Source organism: Cryobacterium sp. M15, from assembly GCF_002929675.1.
Taxonomy (GTDB): Bacteria; Actinomycetota; Actinomycetes; order Actinomycetales; family Microbacteriaceae; genus Cryobacterium; species Cryobacterium lyxosi.
Window position 1 is genome coordinate 1 of record NZ_PJJW01000032.1, and the last position, 17,662, is coordinate 17,662.

At 62.0% G+C, this 17,662-nt stretch carries 21 protein-coding genes; 18 read left to right on the forward strand and 3 right to left on the reverse strand.

Going from position 1 to position 17,662, the window contains the following annotated elements:
• Nucleotides 1-65: 65 nt before the first annotated feature.
• A complete protein-coding gene (locus CXY83_RS18530) occupies nt 66-497 on the reverse strand; it encodes a GntR family transcriptional regulator (protein ID WP_104196155.1) in 432 nt (143 codons plus the stop codon).
• A 33-nt stretch (nt 498-530) separates the two neighbouring features.
• Between CXY83_RS18530 and CXY83_RS04225 the strand changes: the two genes are divergently transcribed.
• The gene (locus CXY83_RS04225) at nt 531-1,256 is read left to right on the forward strand and encodes a pyridoxamine 5'-phosphate oxidase family protein (protein ID WP_199184884.1); all 726 of its coding nucleotides are present in this window, start codon (nt 531-533) and stop codon (nt 1,254-1,256) included.
• Nucleotides 1,257-1,424: 168 nt separating this feature from the next.
• On the opposite strand, the gene CXY83_RS04230 is transcribed toward CXY83_RS04225, so the two are convergent.
• On the reverse strand, nt 1,425-2,057 hold the full coding sequence (locus tag CXY83_RS04230) for a GNAT family N-acetyltransferase (RefSeq protein ID WP_233200577.1): 633 nt from the start codon (nt 2,055-2,057) through the stop codon (nt 1,425-1,427).
• Nucleotides 2,058-2,306: 249 nt separating this feature from the next.
• Between CXY83_RS04230 and CXY83_RS18315 the strand changes: the two genes are divergently transcribed.
• The 3 genes from CXY83_RS18315 (at nt 2,307) to CXY83_RS04245 (ending at nt 5,213) form a co-directional block, all read left to right on the forward strand.
• Nucleotides 2,307-3,362: a nidogen-like domain-containing protein gene (locus CXY83_RS18315; protein ID WP_199184885.1), complete on the forward strand. Its 1,056-nt coding sequence runs from the start codon at nt 2,307-2,309 to the stop codon at nt 3,360-3,362.
• Between the two features lie 73 nt (nt 3,363-3,435).
• The gene (locus CXY83_RS18320) at nt 3,436-4,749 is read left to right on the forward strand and encodes a PxKF domain-containing protein (RefSeq protein WP_104196158.1); all 1,314 of its coding nucleotides are present in this window, start codon (nt 3,436-3,438) and stop codon (nt 4,747-4,749) included.
• 23 nt (nt 4,750-4,772) lie between these two features.
• Complete coding sequence (locus CXY83_RS04245) at nt 4,773-5,213, forward strand: hypothetical protein (RefSeq protein ID WP_104196159.1); 441 nt, start codon at nt 4,773-4,775, stop codon at nt 5,211-5,213.
• Here CXY83_RS04245 and CXY83_RS04250 read toward each other — a convergent pair.
• On the reverse strand, nt 5,198-5,521 hold the full coding sequence (locus CXY83_RS04250) for a hypothetical protein (RefSeq protein ID WP_104196160.1): 324 nt from the start codon (nt 5,519-5,521) through the stop codon (nt 5,198-5,200). The genes CXY83_RS04245 and CXY83_RS04250 overlap by 16 nt on opposite strands.
• Before the next feature lie 899 nt (nt 5,522-6,420).
• On the opposite strand from CXY83_RS04250, the gene CXY83_RS04255 reads away from it, so the two are divergent.
• The 14 genes from CXY83_RS04255 to csrA all read left to right on the forward strand — a co-directional run bounded on the left by CXY83_RS04255 (nt 6,421) and on the right by csrA (nt 17,633).
• A complete protein-coding gene (locus CXY83_RS04255; protein ID WP_104196161.1) occupies nt 6,421-6,804 on the forward strand; it encodes a hypothetical protein in 384 nt (127 codons plus the stop codon).
• Nucleotides 6,805-7,143: 339 nt separating this feature from the next.
• A complete protein-coding gene (locus tag CXY83_RS04260; protein ID WP_104196162.1) occupies nt 7,144-7,377 on the forward strand; it encodes a flagellar FlbD family protein in 234 nt (77 codons plus the stop codon).
• Entirely contained in the window at nt 7,377-8,243 is an 867-nt protein-coding gene (locus CXY83_RS04265; RefSeq protein WP_104196163.1) for a motility protein A, read from the forward strand. The genes CXY83_RS04260 and CXY83_RS04265 overlap by 1 nt, the downstream gene beginning before the upstream one ends.
• Before the next feature lie 23 nt (nt 8,244-8,266).
• Nucleotides 8,267-9,097, forward strand: a complete 831-nt coding sequence (locus tag CXY83_RS04270; RefSeq protein WP_233200579.1) for a flagellar motor protein MotB — start codon at nt 8,267-8,269, stop codon at nt 9,095-9,097.
• A gap of 72 nt (nt 9,098-9,169) precedes the next feature.
• Entirely contained in the window at nt 9,170-10,081 is a 912-nt protein-coding gene (locus tag CXY83_RS04275; RefSeq protein ID WP_174722224.1) for a flagellar motor switch protein FliM, read from the forward strand.
• Nucleotides 10,078-10,785, forward strand: coding sequence for a flagellar motor switch protein FliN (gene fliN, locus CXY83_RS04280; protein ID WP_104196164.1), 708 nt, complete (start codon nt 10,078-10,080; stop codon nt 10,783-10,785). Before CXY83_RS04275 ends, fliN begins: the two co-directional genes overlap by 4 nt.
• Nucleotides 10,786-11,247: a flagellar biosynthetic protein FliO gene (fliO, locus tag CXY83_RS04285; RefSeq protein WP_104196165.1), complete on the forward strand. Its 462-nt coding sequence runs from the start codon at nt 10,786-10,788 to the stop codon at nt 11,245-11,247. It abuts the gene before it with no gap.
• A gap of 44 nt (nt 11,248-11,291) precedes the next feature.
• On the forward strand, nt 11,292-12,095 hold the full coding sequence (fliP, locus tag CXY83_RS04290) for a flagellar type III secretion system pore protein FliP (RefSeq protein ID WP_104196166.1): 804 nt from the start codon (nt 11,292-11,294) through the stop codon (nt 12,093-12,095).
• Complete coding sequence (gene fliQ, locus CXY83_RS04295) at nt 12,092-12,367, forward strand: flagellar biosynthesis protein FliQ (RefSeq protein ID WP_104128455.1); 276 nt, start codon at nt 12,092-12,094, stop codon at nt 12,365-12,367. Before fliP ends, fliQ begins: the two co-directional genes overlap by 4 nt.
• A gap of 1 nt (nt 12,368) precedes the next feature.
• A complete protein-coding gene (locus tag CXY83_RS04300; RefSeq protein WP_174722225.1) occupies nt 12,369-13,127 on the forward strand; it encodes a flagellar biosynthetic protein FliR in 759 nt (252 codons plus the stop codon).
• Nucleotides 13,128-14,267: a flagellar biosynthesis protein FlhB gene (locus CXY83_RS04305; RefSeq protein WP_104196167.1), complete on the forward strand. Its 1,140-nt coding sequence runs from the start codon at nt 13,128-13,130 to the stop codon at nt 14,265-14,267. It abuts the gene before it with no gap.
• Nucleotides 14,264-16,315, forward strand: a complete 2,052-nt coding sequence (locus CXY83_RS04310; RefSeq protein ID WP_104196168.1) for a flagellar biosynthesis protein FlhA — start codon at nt 14,264-14,266, stop codon at nt 16,313-16,315. The genes CXY83_RS04305 and CXY83_RS04310 overlap by 4 nt, the downstream gene beginning before the upstream one ends.
• A complete protein-coding gene (locus CXY83_RS04315; RefSeq protein WP_104196169.1) occupies nt 16,290-17,309 on the forward strand; it encodes a hypothetical protein in 1,020 nt (339 codons plus the stop codon). Before CXY83_RS04310 ends, CXY83_RS04315 begins: the two co-directional genes overlap by 26 nt.
• Before the next feature lie 9 nt (nt 17,310-17,318).
• Nucleotides 17,319-17,633, forward strand: coding sequence for a carbon storage regulator CsrA (gene csrA, locus CXY83_RS04320; RefSeq protein WP_104196170.1), 315 nt, complete (start codon nt 17,319-17,321; stop codon nt 17,631-17,633).
• Nucleotides 17,634-17,662 lie beyond the last annotated feature (29 nt).

The following is a 17,662-nucleotide window of genomic DNA, read 5'->3' on the forward strand; positions in this document are numbered from 1 at the left end:
TCCCAGAACTCGCTGCCGCCTAAACTAAACCAACTGACCCGCACGGTGTTGAGAAACTCCACCACTCAGCGGGACGTGACCCTCACGGAGCTCGGGTCACGGGAGGTCGCTTGCCTCCACGCGGAGCGCCACGTCGCATCCGCCAGGCCCCGGGTGGATGGGTACCCAGGCCGCAAATCGATGCCTCCCTCCGACATTGTCCATTTAGCGGTGGATCGGTCTTCCTGAGGGTGCGGACTCGATGGGAGGCGGGGAATGTCTTCGACGAACGTCCCGCGACCTGGATAGCTCAGGAGAAAGCCCTCCCCAACGAGTGTGTCGTAGGCAGTCACAACTGTCCCTCGCGCGATCTTCAAGGTGATGGCAAGTTCGCGTGATGACGGGAGAGCATCGCCCGCTCTGAGGAACTGGTCGACAACCGCAGACCGTATCTGACGCGCGAGTTGCTCGGAGAGTGGCGTGTCCGTGCCAGGGCAAAGAGGCTCGAGGAGGATCATGGCTCTATTTTCCTACTGGTCCAGTAGAAACCTATGAAACTGGTCTATTACATGGTCCGCTTCGTCAGTTTTGATGATGGAATGGAAACTAAAGCTGAAGGTGCCCTGCCCTTGACTGAACAGACACAGGTGCGTCGTCTGGCTCACTACCAAACCACTGAACGTTCCGCCTTGTATTCGGTGCTCGACGAGGGCTTGGCCGCGAACGTCGCGATTGTGCGTGATTCTTTGCCAGTAGCACTGCCGGTCGGGTTCGCACGCGACGGCGATTCAATTCTCCTCCACGGGTCGACGGGTAGCGACTTCTTCCGACGACTGGCCGCGGGTGTGCCGCTATGCATCACCGTGACTCATCTCGATGGGCTCGTCTATGCTCGCTCGCTCTTCGATAGCTCAATGCGGTATCGCGCGGCCGTTATTCACGGGGTTGCGACCGCCCTTCCGGACGCCGAGAAAGAAGCCGCACTCGTGATGCTGGCTGAACACCTGATGCCTGGTCGGGCAGGGGAAGTACGGCCAATTCTTCAGCGTGAGCTGGCCGCAACGATGGTCCTTCGGGTGCCGCTCACGACGGCAAGCGTGAAAGACAACAGTTCGTCATTAATTGAGGAGCCAGGAGATGGAGAGGATCGCTCTGTGTGGGCTGGCCTACTCCCTCTACGCATCGTGGCAGGGGAACCAGAACCCTCCGCTGAAACGGCAAATGCCCCAGTCGATTACTCTGTCCTCGCCACTCGCAACCACCTCAACCAACTCTAAAACCCACGATGGTTCGCCACCGTTCAACGGGAAAGTACCCACAACGAAGAGCGATCCAACATTCACGGTGACTCCGAGGGCATCCAAGAGTGACACGAACCGAGCCGGATGCGAATGCCACTGCGGGCGCCAGCACAGGCCCGTAAGCCGAACCTCTTGCGGGACGCTCTACGGTTGCTGGGATTCCCAGCGAGTTTCACCGTCCTTCTTCGATGAGGTCGCGTGTAGGGCTTGATTTTGCGCCACCTTCATGGAGGCCTGATGGTCGGGATGAATGTGCGCTGTGAGGCGATGGACTCCGTGTGATCGCAACCAGGCGACCATCGCTTGAGCTGCCTCAGAAGCGATCCCTTGCCCTTGCCAGTTCGGTGAGATCACCCAAGCGATGTCAGCCACGAGACTTACCCCGTCGTCTTCGACGGTTGCCTGTACGAATCCCACCGGTGTCCCTACGTCTCGTTTTGTGACAACCCAGTTCAACCACCACTGCGAACCATCATCAGAGTGCCCAACGGCCTGCGTGGCATATCGTTTTTCCAACACCGTCAGAGACGGTATTTCTCCGCCGGTGTAGTCATAGAGCGAAGGATCGGCCAAAACCTCGATCATCGCAGCGGCGTGCTCCACCGACAGCGGTTCCAACAAGAGTCGCAGAGAAATAATGGGTTCAGTTGTGGGCCAGTCCATTCTTTGACAATGGCAGAGTCCTGAGATCTTCTTAAGCCGAACCCTGTCCGGGACCGGATCGTCGGCGCTGCCGCCGCGACGGCGTTTGTAGCAATTGTTGAATGAATTGATCAAGACATTGATTTGCCAGCGCTCAGGCCGTGACCTCGGCTGGTCGCAGGGCGCGACCTGGCGCGACTTTTGGTCGGCAGTACGTGAACCGATGTCGCAGAGCGTTCCGCCCCGAATGGGGCGGCGCGGCCTAACGATTAACCACAGTAGTGTCCAAGCAGCCACACGAACACACTGGGGGAAACTGTGCGTCTTAGCTGGAAGCGGAACACTGCTGCGTTTGCAGTCATTGCAATGGCGCTGGGTGGCCAGGTGGCGGTGTCCACCGCTGAGGCATCTGGTGGAGCAGTGATCGACTCCATGGATTGTATGCAGCATGAGCTGACCGGTAACGACGACTCGTCCACTAACCAGGTTGCGTTGCCGTTCGGGGTCAACTTCTACGGAACCTCCTTTGAGCACTTGTGGGTGAACAATAACGGCAACGTGACCTTTGACAGGTCCTTGTCGACCTACACCCCCTTCGGCCTGGCCGGCACGAGCGCGCAGATCATCGCGCCATTCTTCGCTGACGTCGACACCAGAGCCGCTGGCTCGCAAACTGTTCGATACGGGTGGGGGAACACTACCTACGAGGGCCATCGAGCGTTTTGTGTGAACTGGGTCGACGTTGGCTACTACAGCGGACACACCGACAAACTGAACAGCTTCCAGTTGCTGTTGGTCAATCGTGAAGACTCCGCGTCCGCTGGCGATTTCGACATTGTTTTCAATTACGACAAGGTGCAATGGGAGTCTGGTGATGCCAGCGGCGGTTCGGCTGGGTTGGGTGGCAACTCCGCCGTTGCGGGGTTCTCCAACGGAAGTGGCCTCGATGGCACCTCCTACGAACTGCGCGGCTCCGCAGTCAACGGCGCATTCCTGGACTCAAATACTTCGGGCCTGACGGCTACCAGCACCGATAGCACCGTCAGTGGACGGCACGTCTTTCGCGTTCGCGACGGTAACGCACCGTTAACCCAGTACGTCGCGCTGGGAGACTCGTTCCAGTCTGGTGAAGGTGCCGGAGCCTACCTGCCGCTCACTGACGTCAACGGCAATAAATGCCACCGTTCGGCCTACGCATATCCGCGTCGGCTTGTCGATGCGGGCGTCGTCACTCTCAATTTGGACTTCGGGGCCTGCAGTGGCGCCGTCATCAACGATTTGGCCGTCAGTTACAACCCAAATCAGCCGCCGTACACTGATGGTATTGCGCAGCTGGACCGGCTTAGTAGCAGCACTAAGCTAGTCACCCTGGGCATCGGCGGCAACGACATGAAGTTCGCCGAAGTGCTCGAATCGTGCGTAAAGGGCACATCTATATGATGTTCTCAATCCATTCCACGAAGCCAGTTGCGAGGGGGACTTCGCTGCGGGGATCGACCAGAGTTATATCAACTTGGTTGAGGGTGGTCGACTGGAGAGCGTCTACAAGGAGGTTCGCAGACGGGCGCCGTTCGCTCGTATTGTCGTCCTGGGCTATCCCCGGTTCTACGTCGACGGGGGTGCGCACAACCGCTTCAGCGACGACTACTGCGGCGGTGTGCGCATCACAGACCAGCGATGGATCAACAGCGAGATCCGCCGCCTCAACAACGCCATCCGTGACAAGGCCCGCGGCCTGGGTCTACAGTTTGTCGACATCTACGACACGCCGAGCGGGCATGAGCTGTGCGGGCCGAGCGACCAACACTTCATGAACGGAATCAAGCTGCCGCGAGAAGAGTCGTATCATCCGAACGCGTTCGGACACGAATTGATTGCCGACGACGTGGCCGCGGCGCTGCAAAACTTTCTGTACAGCAATCTGTTCAACGTGCTTCCGTTCGAGACGACCCAGTACTCGTTCAACTCCACCGGTGGGCCACTCGACGTGTCCACACAATGGCCGGGCAGCGACGTTGTCCTGACCTTAACTTCACCATCAGGGCGCACGATCACCCGCAGTACGAGCGCTTCGGACGTGGAGCATGAGGTTGGGCCAACGTTCGAGAGCTACCACATCGCTGCTGCTGAGGCGGGCGAGTGGACGGCAAGCCTCTACGGTGCACAGGTAGCCGCCCAAGGAGAACAGACCAGCCTAGACATCTGGCAGGCTCCCACCCCTAACCAGGATCCGAAAGCGCAGATGTCTTTGGCCACCGTCGGGCGGACCATCACGGTCGATGGCGGCGCGAGCGCTGACGCCGACGGGACCGTGGTCGAATACCTCTGGGAATTCGGAGATGGCAGCATCGCTACCGGCAGTCGGGTGAGCCACACATACACGACCGCTGGCACATACCTGACGACCTTGGCAATCCGCGACGATCAGGGCGGCGAGGCATTTACGTCGGCAGACCACATCGTCGACATCCCGAAGTACCAGTTCGAGGGCTTTCTGGCACCCGTTGACGCAGCCCCTGTCGTCAACGCCATGACAGCAGGTCGTGCCGTACCGATGAAGTTCCGCCTCGGCGGCAACTTCGGCCTCGGAATTGTCTCGGCGGGCTCCCCAACGTCGGTTCGGGTTGACTGCACGACCGGCGCGAACGTTGATGAAGTCGAAACCACTACTACTGCCGGGGCCAGCAGCCTGTCATACGATCAAGTTACGGACACCTACAGCTATGTGTGGAAAACGGCGTCCGATTGGGCGGGAACCTGCCGAACATTCCACCTGAAACTCGACGACGGCAGCATTCATGAAGCGCAATTCAGCTTCCGCACCTGACGACTACCAAGATAAGTGGAGCTATGACAGTCAGGTGGGTACGTCTTTTACTCTGGGTTACCGCCCTGGTTGCATGGTCCGCACTCATTGTCGTCGGACTTCTCTTGTTCGGCACGGGTCTCGACAAAACATTCTTGTTCGAGCCGACCGGGGAGGCTCTTGAACGCGATCGTGTTGGGAAGATTCTCATCTTTCTTGGTTCGGTCGCCCTCTTCCTGGCTGCGGTCTGGGCTCGACTGATGCATACCCCGATCTGGGCATGCGCCCTCGTTGCAACCCCGGCAATCCTCGTCGGCGGCCTCACCCTATTTTTCGGAAGTTCTTTGCTCCCGCACCTCAGCGCTCTGGTGGCATTCCCAGTTGCCCTCGCTGGCCTAATTTGCGGTCTTGTCCTCGCCCGACCACTGCTGCGCCTTGGGTCAACGGGCCCTAGCGGGGCGGTTCAAGGTCAGGAATCGGACTGAGCTGCCGCCCGCCGGCGACGATTTCCCAGGACTATCAATCTGAAGACGGCAGCAGCATTGATCACAGCCACGAGGAAGAACCCCAGGTAATTCAGTGCCGCGCTCACGGCCAGCACCGCAACTGCAAATCCTCCTTGGCCCGACCCTTGCGAAGAACCCATTGAACCGAAGACAGAGTAAGCAGTTGACAGTGGCGACGTCAGAATGACGATGACAAGAACCAGCACTTCGGATGCTCCCGGCCCGCGCTTCATCTCAAAGGCGCGCATCACGGACACCGCAGCCACGAGCCCGGCGACTACCGCCACCTAGGCACCGATCGTTTCCAGTGCCCACGAGGGCAGGCGACTTTCCCCCGTTGGCGCTCCGCTCCCACCCATCATGTCCGGAAGCTACACGCGATACACCAACGGGCAGGGACAGCGGTCAAACGTGTCCTGCGTGGATCGAGTCGCCGGAGATCTTCACGAGTGCCCGTTAGCCGGACGACCACCGGGACACCCCGCGTGCAAGGAGTGCCGACGACGACCCACATGGTTCCGTGGGCGCCCGATTCCCGTAAGACCCGCCCGAGAAAATGCCCGGTCAACGGGTGCTAAACGCTACAGCTTAAACCATGACCGCAATGCTCATAGGCCACGACCGCGTCTGCACTAATGGACAAGACCTCACCGGACAAAAGACCGCACTAGCCAACAGACATATCCGTTATGCCCACCGGCTCACCGAAGGTGTCGAGACAACGGCGTAGGTCGCGCGCGCTTTCGGAATATCCCGCGCGCGCTTTCGGAATATCCCGCGCCGCCTTTTAGGGCCGGGCACGCTCCCTAGGGCTAACGCCAGACCGATCCGGTGTCGAGACGGGCGACGGCGCCAGCTAGCGATGGCAGAACGTGCGCACAGAATCAACGCAACCTTGCAAATTTCCTAGTTCGATCCGCTCGCGCGCGGGCTTGCCGACGCACAACTCCCCAGCCTGACAACGGAGTATAGGCGTCGCGTCAGGGGACAAGAATATGGCCAGCTGCTCATATCAGAAGACTAAAGCTGCGGCTTGTCCGAGCTAGGTGGCAGAAGTCCGAATTAGCGTGGCACGTGACACCGAGTATTGCGGGTAGTTTCCAAGCCCACCCGAAGCGCCGCGCATAGGGAAAGCGTATGGGTCTGAAACGATCAGAGCCTAAGAACAAAGGAGGTCCGCACACCAGTGCTGCGCCAGCTCGAGCACTATTCCGACAGGCTTACCACCGAGATTATGGTCGGTTTTGCTCAATTCGCTTTCGCGAACAGAGTCACCGTGGCTTGGCCGGACATCGAACTGATGCTGCTGCATCATGTCCCGCCACGCCCGATCGTGAAACTGATGGTCGACCACCTCGATGATCTGCCGGCCGCCGAGTTGCTGACTGTTCTCCAGAAGCTCGGCAATGAGTACGCCCGCGTGCCTGGCCGCCAACGTCAGGCGACCCTGCCCGCTGACGATGCACACGCGGCGTTGGTGCAGCGCCTACAAAACGTCAGACTGGTCGGCAGGTGTGTGCCGGACAAGCAACCCGGCTACGTCAGGGTGTTCATCAAGTATGGGGCGTAGGCCGCCCCACACCTCCTGGTCCCGACACGCTGAAACGCGGCTTCCGCGCCCATGGAGGGAGACAGTTTTCTCGGCCTAAGATGGTCCGCCTCTTCTCGTCCTCGCGGCTTCGCAGGAGACAGGGCGAAGTGCCCTACCGGGGGAGACACCCCTCGTTCCCGGTAGAAGCGGTAATCGCCCCATGCGCATCGTCTCTGGCCCCGCACCTGTCGGGGCCAGAGGCGTCTGTGCACGCAAGCGGCCGACGAACTGGCCAGCCGCGCTAGCTAACATGAGCCGCGCGGCAGCCGATGGTACACAATGACGCCTCCCTCGAGTCGTTCGAGACAGGATGAGCACATGATCGTACTTACGCGGCTGAATGACAGTCACTTTGCGATTAACCCGGATCTGATCGAACGCATCCACGCCAACCCGGACACCACCCTGGTCATGGTCGACGGCGCCAACTTCATCGTCACCGAATCCATGGAAGATGTGATCGAGAAAATCGCCCGCTACCGTGCCCACGTCATTGCGCTCGCCTACGACCCGAGCGCCGGGGACCTGCCACGAGGCCCCAGGAAGATCTAGTGGATCCCGCAACTCTGATCGGCCTGGTACTCGCCTTCGGTGCCCTCGTTGCCATGATCACCCTCGAACATTCTTCTGTCATGTCCATCCTGCTGCCAGCGCCCATGGTTTTGGTCTTCGGTGCGACCATCGCGGTCGGCCTTGCGGGCGGCACGATCAAGGACTTCACGTCTGCCTTCAAGGCAGTACCCGGAGCGTTCCTCGGCAAGACCACGCCGCCGCAGTCCGTTATCGACCAGGTCGTCGGACTCGCCGAAACCGCCCGCAGTTCCGGCCTGCTCGCACTCGATCAGGCGGCCGACGAGATCAAGGACCCGTTTCTGCGCGGCGCCCTGCAGAACATCGCCGACGGTACCGACGGAGATGAATTGAGGATGCTCCTCGAGGACGAGATCGCGACAGCGGCTCGATCGAATCGGAACGCCGCCAAATTCTTCACCGGTCTTGGCGGGTACGCCCCAACGGTTGGCATCATCGGTACGGTCGTATCGTTGACCCACGTTCTCGAAAACCTGGACACGCCCGCGACACTGGGACCGATGATCGCGGCCGCCTTCGTCGCAACTCTGTGGGGCCTGCTCTCGGCCAACTTCATCTGGCTGCCGCTCGGCTCGCGCCTGCGTCGCCTGGCCGACCTCGAGGCCGACCGCATGACTCTCGTCATGGAAGGCGCCCTGGCCGTGCAGGCTGGCAGTCAGCCACGCCTTCTCGGAGAACGCCTGCGCGCCATGGTGCCCGCTGAGCTGCTGCCGAAAGTCGGCGCCAAGGGCAAAGACGGCGCTGCGGATGCTGCTGGGGTAGCCGCCAAGACCAAGACGAAGACCAGAGGTAAGGGTAAGGATAAAGACCTTCCCGAAGCAGCATGAGTGTGCGGGCCAAGCGCCGCAAAATGGTTGAAGAGGAGGACGTCCACCCCGACGAACGGTGGATGGCCTCCTACATGGACATGGTCACCGTGTTGATGTGTATGTTCATCGTGCTATTCGCCATGTCGACCGTCGATCAAGACAAGTACGAGCAGCTGGCTAATTCCCTGGCCACCGGGTTCGGAGCGGTGGATGCGGGTATGGTCGACACCGCTGAGGGAGTCGTTGTTCCGGCTGACCTTGTCGACAACAAGGGCGAATCACCCACAGAAGTCACTCACTCCGCCGATGCTCTCGATCCGGCCGAGGCGACGGCCCAGGCACTGGCAAACGCCGAAGCCGCCAGACAGGAGGTCATGAAGCTTGATCAGCTCAAGATTGCCGTCACCGCTAACCTGACCAAAGCCGGGGTAGCCGACCTCGTGGAATTTCACATCACCGACCGTGGACTGACCCTGGGGCTGGTGGGGAGTGAAACATTCTTCGCACCGGACAGCGCTCAACTCACGGCAGCCGCGATCACGGTGCTCGATGCCGCAGCACCGGCCTTCGTAGCCACCGCGCAGAAAATTTCGGTTGAAGGGCACGCCGACAAACACGGCCAATCCGCCACCTTCGCCAGCGACTGGGAATTGTCGGCAAGCCGGGCTACCCAGGTGTTGCGTCGACTTGTGGAGCAGGGCGGCATCACCGGAGGGTTGATATCCGCCGTCGCCTTTGGATCGGCCCAGCCGGCGAACACCGGTTCCACACTCGCTGACATGGCACAGAACCGCCGGGTCGATATCGTGTTGCTCTCAGATCAGCCGGACAGCGTGCGGGCACTCATTCCCGGCGTGGCCGCCGAGGACTGATCATAAACCGGCGCGGCGCTTCGGCTAGCTGAGATTTCTTACCTTTCGACGGGGCCGGTCGATAGTCCCAACGTGACAGTCCAGGATCAGGTCGGCAACAGTGCGCTCGTCAAAGCGGCACGAAGCGTTGAGCTGTACGACTTTCGGCGGCCCACCACCCTGGCACGTGAACACGCCCGTGTTTTAGAACTGGCCTTTGAGACTTTTGCGCGGCAGTGGGGCACCCAGCTGACCGCCCGCGTGCGCGTGCTCTGCATGGTGACCTGCGAGCAAGTGCTCATGGCCACCTACGACGAGTACGCGGGTTCGCTACCGCCGAAAACCGCCATGGTGCTGTGCACGGTTGCGGGCCTGGAAGCCCGCGCGGTCATACAGTTTCCGACCACGTCGGCCCTCACCTGGGTGAACCATATGCTCGGCGGCAACAGCAGCAACCCAGTGCTCGCTGAACGCAACTTCACCCAGATCGAGCTGGCCCTGATTCGCAAGCTCATTTCGGAAAGCCTCGAAGACCTGCGTTATTCCTTTGGGCCGTTGATCGTCGACGAAATGGGGGTCGAGGCCATTCAGTACAACTCCCAGTTCGCGCAAGCGGCGGCAACCGGCGACCTCATGGTGGTCGCGACGTTCGCAATTCGAGTGGAAAAGGTCACGGCCACGGCAACGGTGGCGATTCCCGCCACGGCACTGATGCCGCAACTCGGCGAAGCGAACCCCACGAGCACCACATCGAACGCTGCCGAATTTCTGCAGGCACAGATCGCGGCCGTACCGGTTGACGTATCGCTTCGACTCGAGACCGCCCATGTGCTGCCCAGTCGCATTCTGTCGCTGGCGGTCGGCGATGTTCTACACATTCCGCATCCCCAGCATCGTCCGCTCAATCTGACCGTTGACGGCCAGTCGCTGGCCCGCGCCGCCGTCGGGGCCAACGGTTCACGGCTGGCCTGCATCGTCACTGATACCGAGGAAACTGCCCAATGATTTCTACCCGATCTATTCCCGAAGTCGCCGTCGACGCGCTCATACGTGTGTTGCCCACGACGGTACCGCTGCAGGCATTGCCACACGTCGTCAGCGCCGAATTGGCATCGCGCGTCGGTTCGGCCGTGGTGGCCTCGTTCGTGGGTACGACATCCGCTGACCTGGCCGTTGTGCTCACCGACTCTGCGTCACTCGACGCCGCTGCCGGAGCGGACTCACAGCTCGTTTCCAGCCGGGACGTTCTCCGTCCGGCCCTGGAGAGCGCGTCGGCAGTGCTCGGAATCGGCGTGCTCGGCGATTCCCGGGTCGAAGACGCCTCAGCACTGTTCGCCGCCACAGAGACCGAGGTTTTCGAACTGAGCGCGGGCGGGGTGGTGACCGGTTGGTTTGCCATTCGCGTTCGCCAGAACGGAGTTGTTGGCGGGCCAGGATCGGCGCCAGAGCGCACACCCCTGGGCAACCTGGGGCGTATCAGCAACGTTGAAATGTCGTTGACGGTTGAAATCGGGCGGACCCGCATGTCCGTGCGTGACGTCTTATCACTCACGCCGGGCGCCGTTATCGAGCTGGATCGCTCCGCGGGAGCGCCGGCCGATATTCTGCTCAATGGTCGCCTGATTGCCCACGGTGAAATCGTCGTCGTCGACCAAGACTACGCCGTGCGCATCACCCAGATTCTCGATGTAGCGGATGGCCTGTCGTAAGTGGACACCCTTATTGTTGCGGTGCGTGTCGCCCTGTCACTGGGCGTGGTTCTCGCACTGCTGTGGTACCTGCAGCGACGCCTGTCGCGCGGAGCGCGCGCGTTGGGTGTCGCCAACCCGGTGACCGTCGTTGGACGTCAGCCCATTGGGCAGAAGGCCTCCGTTGTCGTCGTCGAGGTCGACGGAACGCGCCTCGTTCTCGGCGTCACCGAGCAGGCCGTGACCGTGCTGCACGAGAAATACCTTGTGCCCGCAACCGTCTCGACCCTCGACGCCGCCATTTCAGTGCTGGGCGGGTCGCAATCGGCGCCAGCGACGGCGTTCGCCCGTTCCCTGGCCGCAGCTGAAGCGGATGATGCCGCTCGCGTAGCGCCGCCCGCCGCCTCCGCTCCGCTGGCCGGATCGATCCTGTCGCCGTCGACGTGGCGCCAAACCGCCGCACTACTTCGGCAGGGACGGTGAATACCGCCCCATCTCGAATCGGCTCCCGGGCCTTTTTCGCGCGCATGGGCCTGTTCATCATCCTCATCGTGGTGACCACGACGGCGCTGCTCTGGCTCGGAGCGACGGCGGGCCATGCCATGCCGATCGACCCGACGCCTCCGACCGACCCGACCGACCCGACTGACCCCGGTGGCGGCGGGCTCACCGTCGATATCAATGGTCCCAACGGCGCGCCCTCATCGGCGATCGTCACCCTGCTGGGCATTACCCTGCTGTCGGTCGCACCGGCACTGCTGCTGATGATGACGAGCTTCACCAAGATCTTCGTGGTGCTTGCTATGACCCGCAACGCCCTCGCGCTGCCGTCGATCCCGCCGAACCAGGTGCTCGCCGGACTAGCCCTTTTCCTGTCCCTGTTCATCATGGCGCCCGTGCTGACCGATATCAACAACATCGCACTGCAGCCCTACCTCGACGGTTCACTGAACTTCACCGATGCGCTGAATCTGGGTTCGGAACCCCTGCGGCAATTCATGCTCGCCAACACGCGCGGCGAAGACCTGGCGCTGATGACCCGGGCTGCCGATCAACCGAACCCGGACAGTCCCGATGACGTCACCCTGCTGACGCTCATTCCCGCGTTCATGATCTCGGAATTGCGTGCCGCGTTCATCATCGGATTTGTCATCTTCATCCCCTTCCTGGTGATCGACATCGTCGTCTCCGCGGCGCTGATGTCGATGGGCATGATGATGCTGCCACCGGTCATGATCTCGCTACCGTTCAAGATCCTTCTGTTCGTGCTCGTCGACGGCTGGGGGCTCATCATCACGAGCCTCATCGGCAGTTACCAGATGGCCGCATGAACACCAACGCCGTGCTCGACATCGGCCTGCAGGCCCTCATCCTCGCGGCCAAACTCTCGGCCCCCGTACTTATCACCGCCCTCGTAGTGGGCTTTGCCATCTCGCTGCTGCAGTCGATCACGCAGATTCAAGAAGTCACGCTGTCTTTCGTGCCCAAGGCCGTGGCCGTGGCACTGGTCCTGCTTATTTGCGGCCACTGGATGATCGCTGAGTCGATCACATTCACCAACCAGATGTTTGAAAAGATTCCCTCCCTGCTCGGCGGAGGCTGACGTGGAGTTCACCCTCAATTTCACCTGGATCGAAGCGGTCATGCTCGCGGGTGTGCGCATAATCGCCTTCTTGGTCATCGCGCCGCCGTTCTCCTATCGCGCATTCCCCGCACGCATCAAAGCCATGCTCGCCATCGGACTGGCCCTGGCCGTGTCGCCGCGGGTCACCGCCGACTACGTCTCCCAGGACACCGCCGGCTTCGTCGGCGCCCTGATTCTGGAGATTCTGGTCGGTGCCACCCTGGGCTTTTTGGTTTATCTGGTCTTTGCCGCCGTGCAGTCGGCCGGTGGTCTCATCGACATGTTCAGCGGATTCCAGATGGCGCAGGGCTTCGACCCCCAGTCCATGATCAACGGTGCCCAGTTCACCCGCTTGTTTCACATGACCGCCCTCGCGCTGATGTTCGCCTCGGGCGCCTACCAGCTCGTGCTCGGCGGCCTGTTTCGTAGCTACACCGCCATCCCGCTCGGCGCTGGCCTGAACCTGGCCGCGCCGGCGCAGGCCATTATCGCCGGTACGACCCAGATGTTCCTCGCTGCCGTGCAGATCGCCGGCCCCCTGCTCGTCGTACTGTTTCTAGCGGATGCCGGCCTCGGCCTCCTCACCCGGGTCGCCCCCGCGCTCAACGCATTCGCCCTCGGTTTTCCGCTGAAGATTCTCATCACGCTGATCCTCGCCGGAACGGTCTTCATGGCCCTGCCGCGCATCGTGTCCTCACTCACTGGGCAAGCCCTCGATGCCCTCATGGGGGTGAGGTAATTGTCCCAAACTGATTCCGGTGAAAAGTCTGAACCGGCCACCCAGAAACGCATGAAGAGGGTGCGCGAAAAAGGTGAGCTGTCCAAATCGCAGGATGTCACCGCCTGGCTCGGCGTTGGCGCCGCCGGCCTCATGCTGCCGGCCACTATCGCAGCGGCCAGCAATGCGGGTACCGACCAGATGTATCTCATTGGTACCCTCGCCAACAGTCCTGACCCGAGCGTGGCAGTGGAAGCCCTCGCCAACGGGTTGGCGTCGCTCGCCGATATTCTGACTCCGTTTTTTGTCGTGGTGCTCGTGGTCGTGCTGGGCGGTGCTGCGTTGCAGGGCGGCATCCACTTTAAAAAATTCACCGGAAAGTACGAGCAGTTCAACCTCGTCACCGGCATGAAACGCGTATTCGGCACCCAGGCACTGTGGGAGGGCGTCAAGGTGCTCGCCAAGACGGCCGCCGTCGGGATCGTACTGTGGTGGGTGATTCAGGGACTGATGCCCGTGTTGCTCACGGCGGGGGGGCTGCCGGTCTCGGAGTTGCTCAATGCCGCCAGCAGCGGCACGGTCGCACTGCTGCAGGCAGCCGTTGCGGCCGGCCTGGTGCTCGCCGTCGCCGACATCTTCGTCATCATGAAACGTAACCGCAAGAAAACCATGATGACGAAGAAGGAGGTCACAGACGAGAACAAGGCCGCAGAGGGTGACCCGCTGATCAAATCGCAGCGCCGCTCCCGCCAGCTGATGATGAGTCGCAATCGCATGATCGCTTCGGTCGCCGATGCCAACGTCGTGCTGGTCAACCCCACGCACGTGGCCGTGGCGCTCAAATACGAGCCGGGCAAATCCGCGCCGCGCGTGGTGGCCAAGGGAGTCGGGCACGTGGCCGCCCGTATCCGCGTGCAGGCCGAGACCGACCAGGTGCCCATTGTGCAGGATGTCCCGCTCGCGCGGGCGCTGCACGCGGCCTGCGAGATCGGCGACGAGATTCCCACGGAACTCTATAACGCCGTTGCCAGGGTGCTCGCCTTCGTCATGGCCCTGCAGAAACGGGGCAGTACGGCGGGAACCCACACCATGAGCGCGCTGGCGACCGCGCCATCATCAACACCCACATCAACACTGCAGACTGCCGGAGGCCGTTCGTGAATCGCAATCTCATCAAGCTCGCCGTTCCGGTCGGCGTAGTCGGCATCATCCTGCTGTTGGTCGTGCCCATTCCAGCGGGCCTGCTCGACGTTTTGATCATTCTGAACATCATGCTGGGTCTGGTCACCCTGCTCACCACGATGTTCGTGAAGAAACCGCTCGACTTCTCGGTTTTCCCATCACTGCTCCTGGTCGCGACCTTGTTTCGCCTCGGCCTCAATGTGGCCTCCACTCGCCTGGTACTCGGCGAAGGTTATGCCGGCCAGGTTATCGAGGCTTTCGGGCATGTCGCCGTTGGCGGCTCGATCATCATCGGGGCGGTCATCTTCATGATTCTCGTCGTCATTCAGTTCGTCGTCGTCACCAAGGGCGCCGAGCGTGTCGCCGAGGTCGGGGCCCGATTCACCCTCGACGCCATGCCGGGTAAGCAGATGGCCATCGACGCCGACCTCAACGCCGGCCTGATCACCGACGCTGAAGCCAAGGACCGTCGCGCCGAGGTATCGGCCGAAGCAGACTTCTATGGCGCCATGGACGGTGCGTCCAAGTTCGTCAAGGGTGACGCGATCGCCGGCCTGATCATCATCATCATCAACCTGGTCGGCGGCATCGCCATCGGCATGCTGCAGCGGGGCCTGGAGCTCGGCGAGGCGGTCAACACCTATGCGCTGCTGACAATCGGCGACGGCCTCGTCACCCAGATTCCGGCACTGCTCATGGCTGTCTCCACCGGAATGATCGTCACGCGCTCGAACGCGGAGACCGATATCGGTTCGACGGCATCCGCTCAGTTGACGCAGTCGCGCAATGCGCTGACTATCGCCGGCGCGGCCGCTGTGCTGATGGGGCTCATTCCGGGAATGCCGGTGCTGCCTTTCCTCATTGTCGGGATGGCGCTGATGCTGATCGCCCAACGTATCAAGGCCGGCGAGGTCACCAAACAGGCGAGTATCGCTGCCACCACTGCCGCGGAGAGGAGCGCTCCCAAGACCGACACGACCGAAGACCTGATCGAGCAGATGCGCGTGCATGCGCTGGAGATCATGCTCTCGCCCGACCTCGTCGACCTCGTCTCCGGTGCCTCTGACGATCTGCTGGCCCGGGTGCGCGGTCTCCGTCGCAAAATCGCCATGGATCTCGGCGTGGTCGTGCCGCCGGTGCGCACCCGCGACAGCGTCGATCTGCCACCAGCGACCTACGTCATCCGCATTGCCGGTGTCGAATACGGGCGTGGTCTGGCCCCCGCCGGCAAGGTGCTGGCCCTCGGCGACGCGCTCGATACCCTGCCAGGACAGGTCACGATCGAACCGGTGTTCGGACTGGCCGGAAAGTGGGTGCCGAGCGAAATGCGGCACAGCGCCGAAATGACCGGAGCCACCGTGATCGATCGGGTTTCGGTCGTGGTCACCCACCTCTCCTCGATCATCACCACCAACGCCGCCCGGCTGCTCACCCGGGAAGACGTGCGGGTGTTGACGGATGGCGTCAAACAGGTCAATCCTTCGGCCGTCGATGATCTCATTCCCGGCTTGCTCTCCCTCGCCGAGGTTCAGCGGGTGCTCCAGGGGCTGCTGGTCGAGCAGATCCCGATCAACGACCTGCCGCGCATCTACGAGGCACTCTCCTTGCGCGCTAAGGCTTCCAACGATGCCGAGGGCCTGGTCGAGGCCGCTCGCCAGGCCCTCGGTCCGGCACTGACAGCTCAATACCTCGATGGCACGCTGCTGCGTGTGATCATGATCGACCCCACGCTCGAGCAATCCATGCTCGAGGGCCTGCGCCCCTCTGATCAGGGAACGCAGATTCTGATGGATCCGGCGCGCCTGGAGAACGTACTCGCCTCGGTACGCACCTCGGTGGCCAGGGTCGAGGCGAGCGGTCAGACCGCGGTGCTGGTATGTGCACCGGCGCTTCGACCGGCTATCCGTCGCCTCATTTCGACGCAGACCGGTGGCCTGCCGGTATTGTCGTATCAGGAAGTAACATCGGCGAACGTGACCATTGAGACTGTGGGTGTGGTGCGTGGAGCCGAAACGATTTCTGCTTGAGGGTCCGACACTGCGGGAGCTGAAGGAGCGCGCCGTCGCCGAGCACGGTGCCAATGTCACCATCATCGCCGCTGAACGGGTCACCGTCGGCGGCATCCACGGATTCTTCGCACGCCAGCACTATGAAATCACGGTCGAGGTGACGGAACCGGCAGAGCGCAAGCGATCGGCGCACTCCGGCCTCGATATTTCGGCCCGGCTGGGCATAGCGGCGCTGCTCGACGACGCCGACGAGGCTGAATCAAGGCTGCACCGCACGCAGGCGTCACCGCAGCTATCGACGACGTCTGAGGGGTTCGCGAGGCTCATGGACGAACTCACCTTCGCCACCGGCCGCGGTGCTGTGGCGGGTTCGAATCCTGAGCCGGTCACGGGAGCACCAGCAGCTCCGAATCCGGCACCCGCTTCGGCACCCGTTGTTACCCCGGTTTTCCTACCAGCGCCGACGCTCGCTCGCCCGCCGGTACCGGCGCCGCTGACGAGGCCGGGGGACCTGGTCTTGATTGTCGGGCTGGAGGACGACCCCCTTACGATTGCGCTCCTGATGCTGCGCGTGGCCGGTGCTGGCGACCTTCGCACCTCAGGGACGCTGCGGCAGGACGGCACTGAGCGGGTCGACGACCGGCGCGGCGCCATGTTGGCCAGAGCCCAGGGCGTAGAAATCGGCCACAGCACGTTTATCGCGTACGGGCTCGAACCCGCCTCTGACGCGCTTGCGCGTGCGGCAGCGCTGACCGAGATCGGTGCGGACCAGGTCTGGGTGGTCGTTGACGCGAGTCGAAAGACAGAGGACACCATCCGCTGGGTCAACATGGTGACCAGCAGCATTCAGGTGCACGCGGTCGCTGCGCTCGGCCGGCAATTCACGACCTCACCGGCCACTGTCGACGACCTGGGCTTGCCGGTGGAGTGGATGGACGGACGGGTTGCCGCAGCGCCGACGGGACGTCGCGTGGCGACGCCGCTATCCCGACCGGGCGAGCGCGAACGGTAGGCTGGAAAGATGCTCGTTCTGACACGCAAACTGGGGGAAAAAATCCTCATCGGTGACGATATCGTCATCACCGTGCTCGACGCCCGCGGCGACAGCGTGCGCATCGGAATCGACGCACCACGGGGAGTGAAGATTCAGCGCGACGAGGTCGTGCGCGCGGTCAGTGAGGCCAACCTCGCGGCGACCCAGATCGATACTGCAGCGGAAGATCGAATCAAGAGGTCGCTCGACGTTCTCTCCGCGATGCAGTCAGCCCCGTCAAGCCAGCAGCCCCAGCCGGACACCGCGCCACCACCACTGCCGAACCCGCCTGCTGAAGCCTGAAGCCGTCTCAGCGACCGCTATTACAGCAT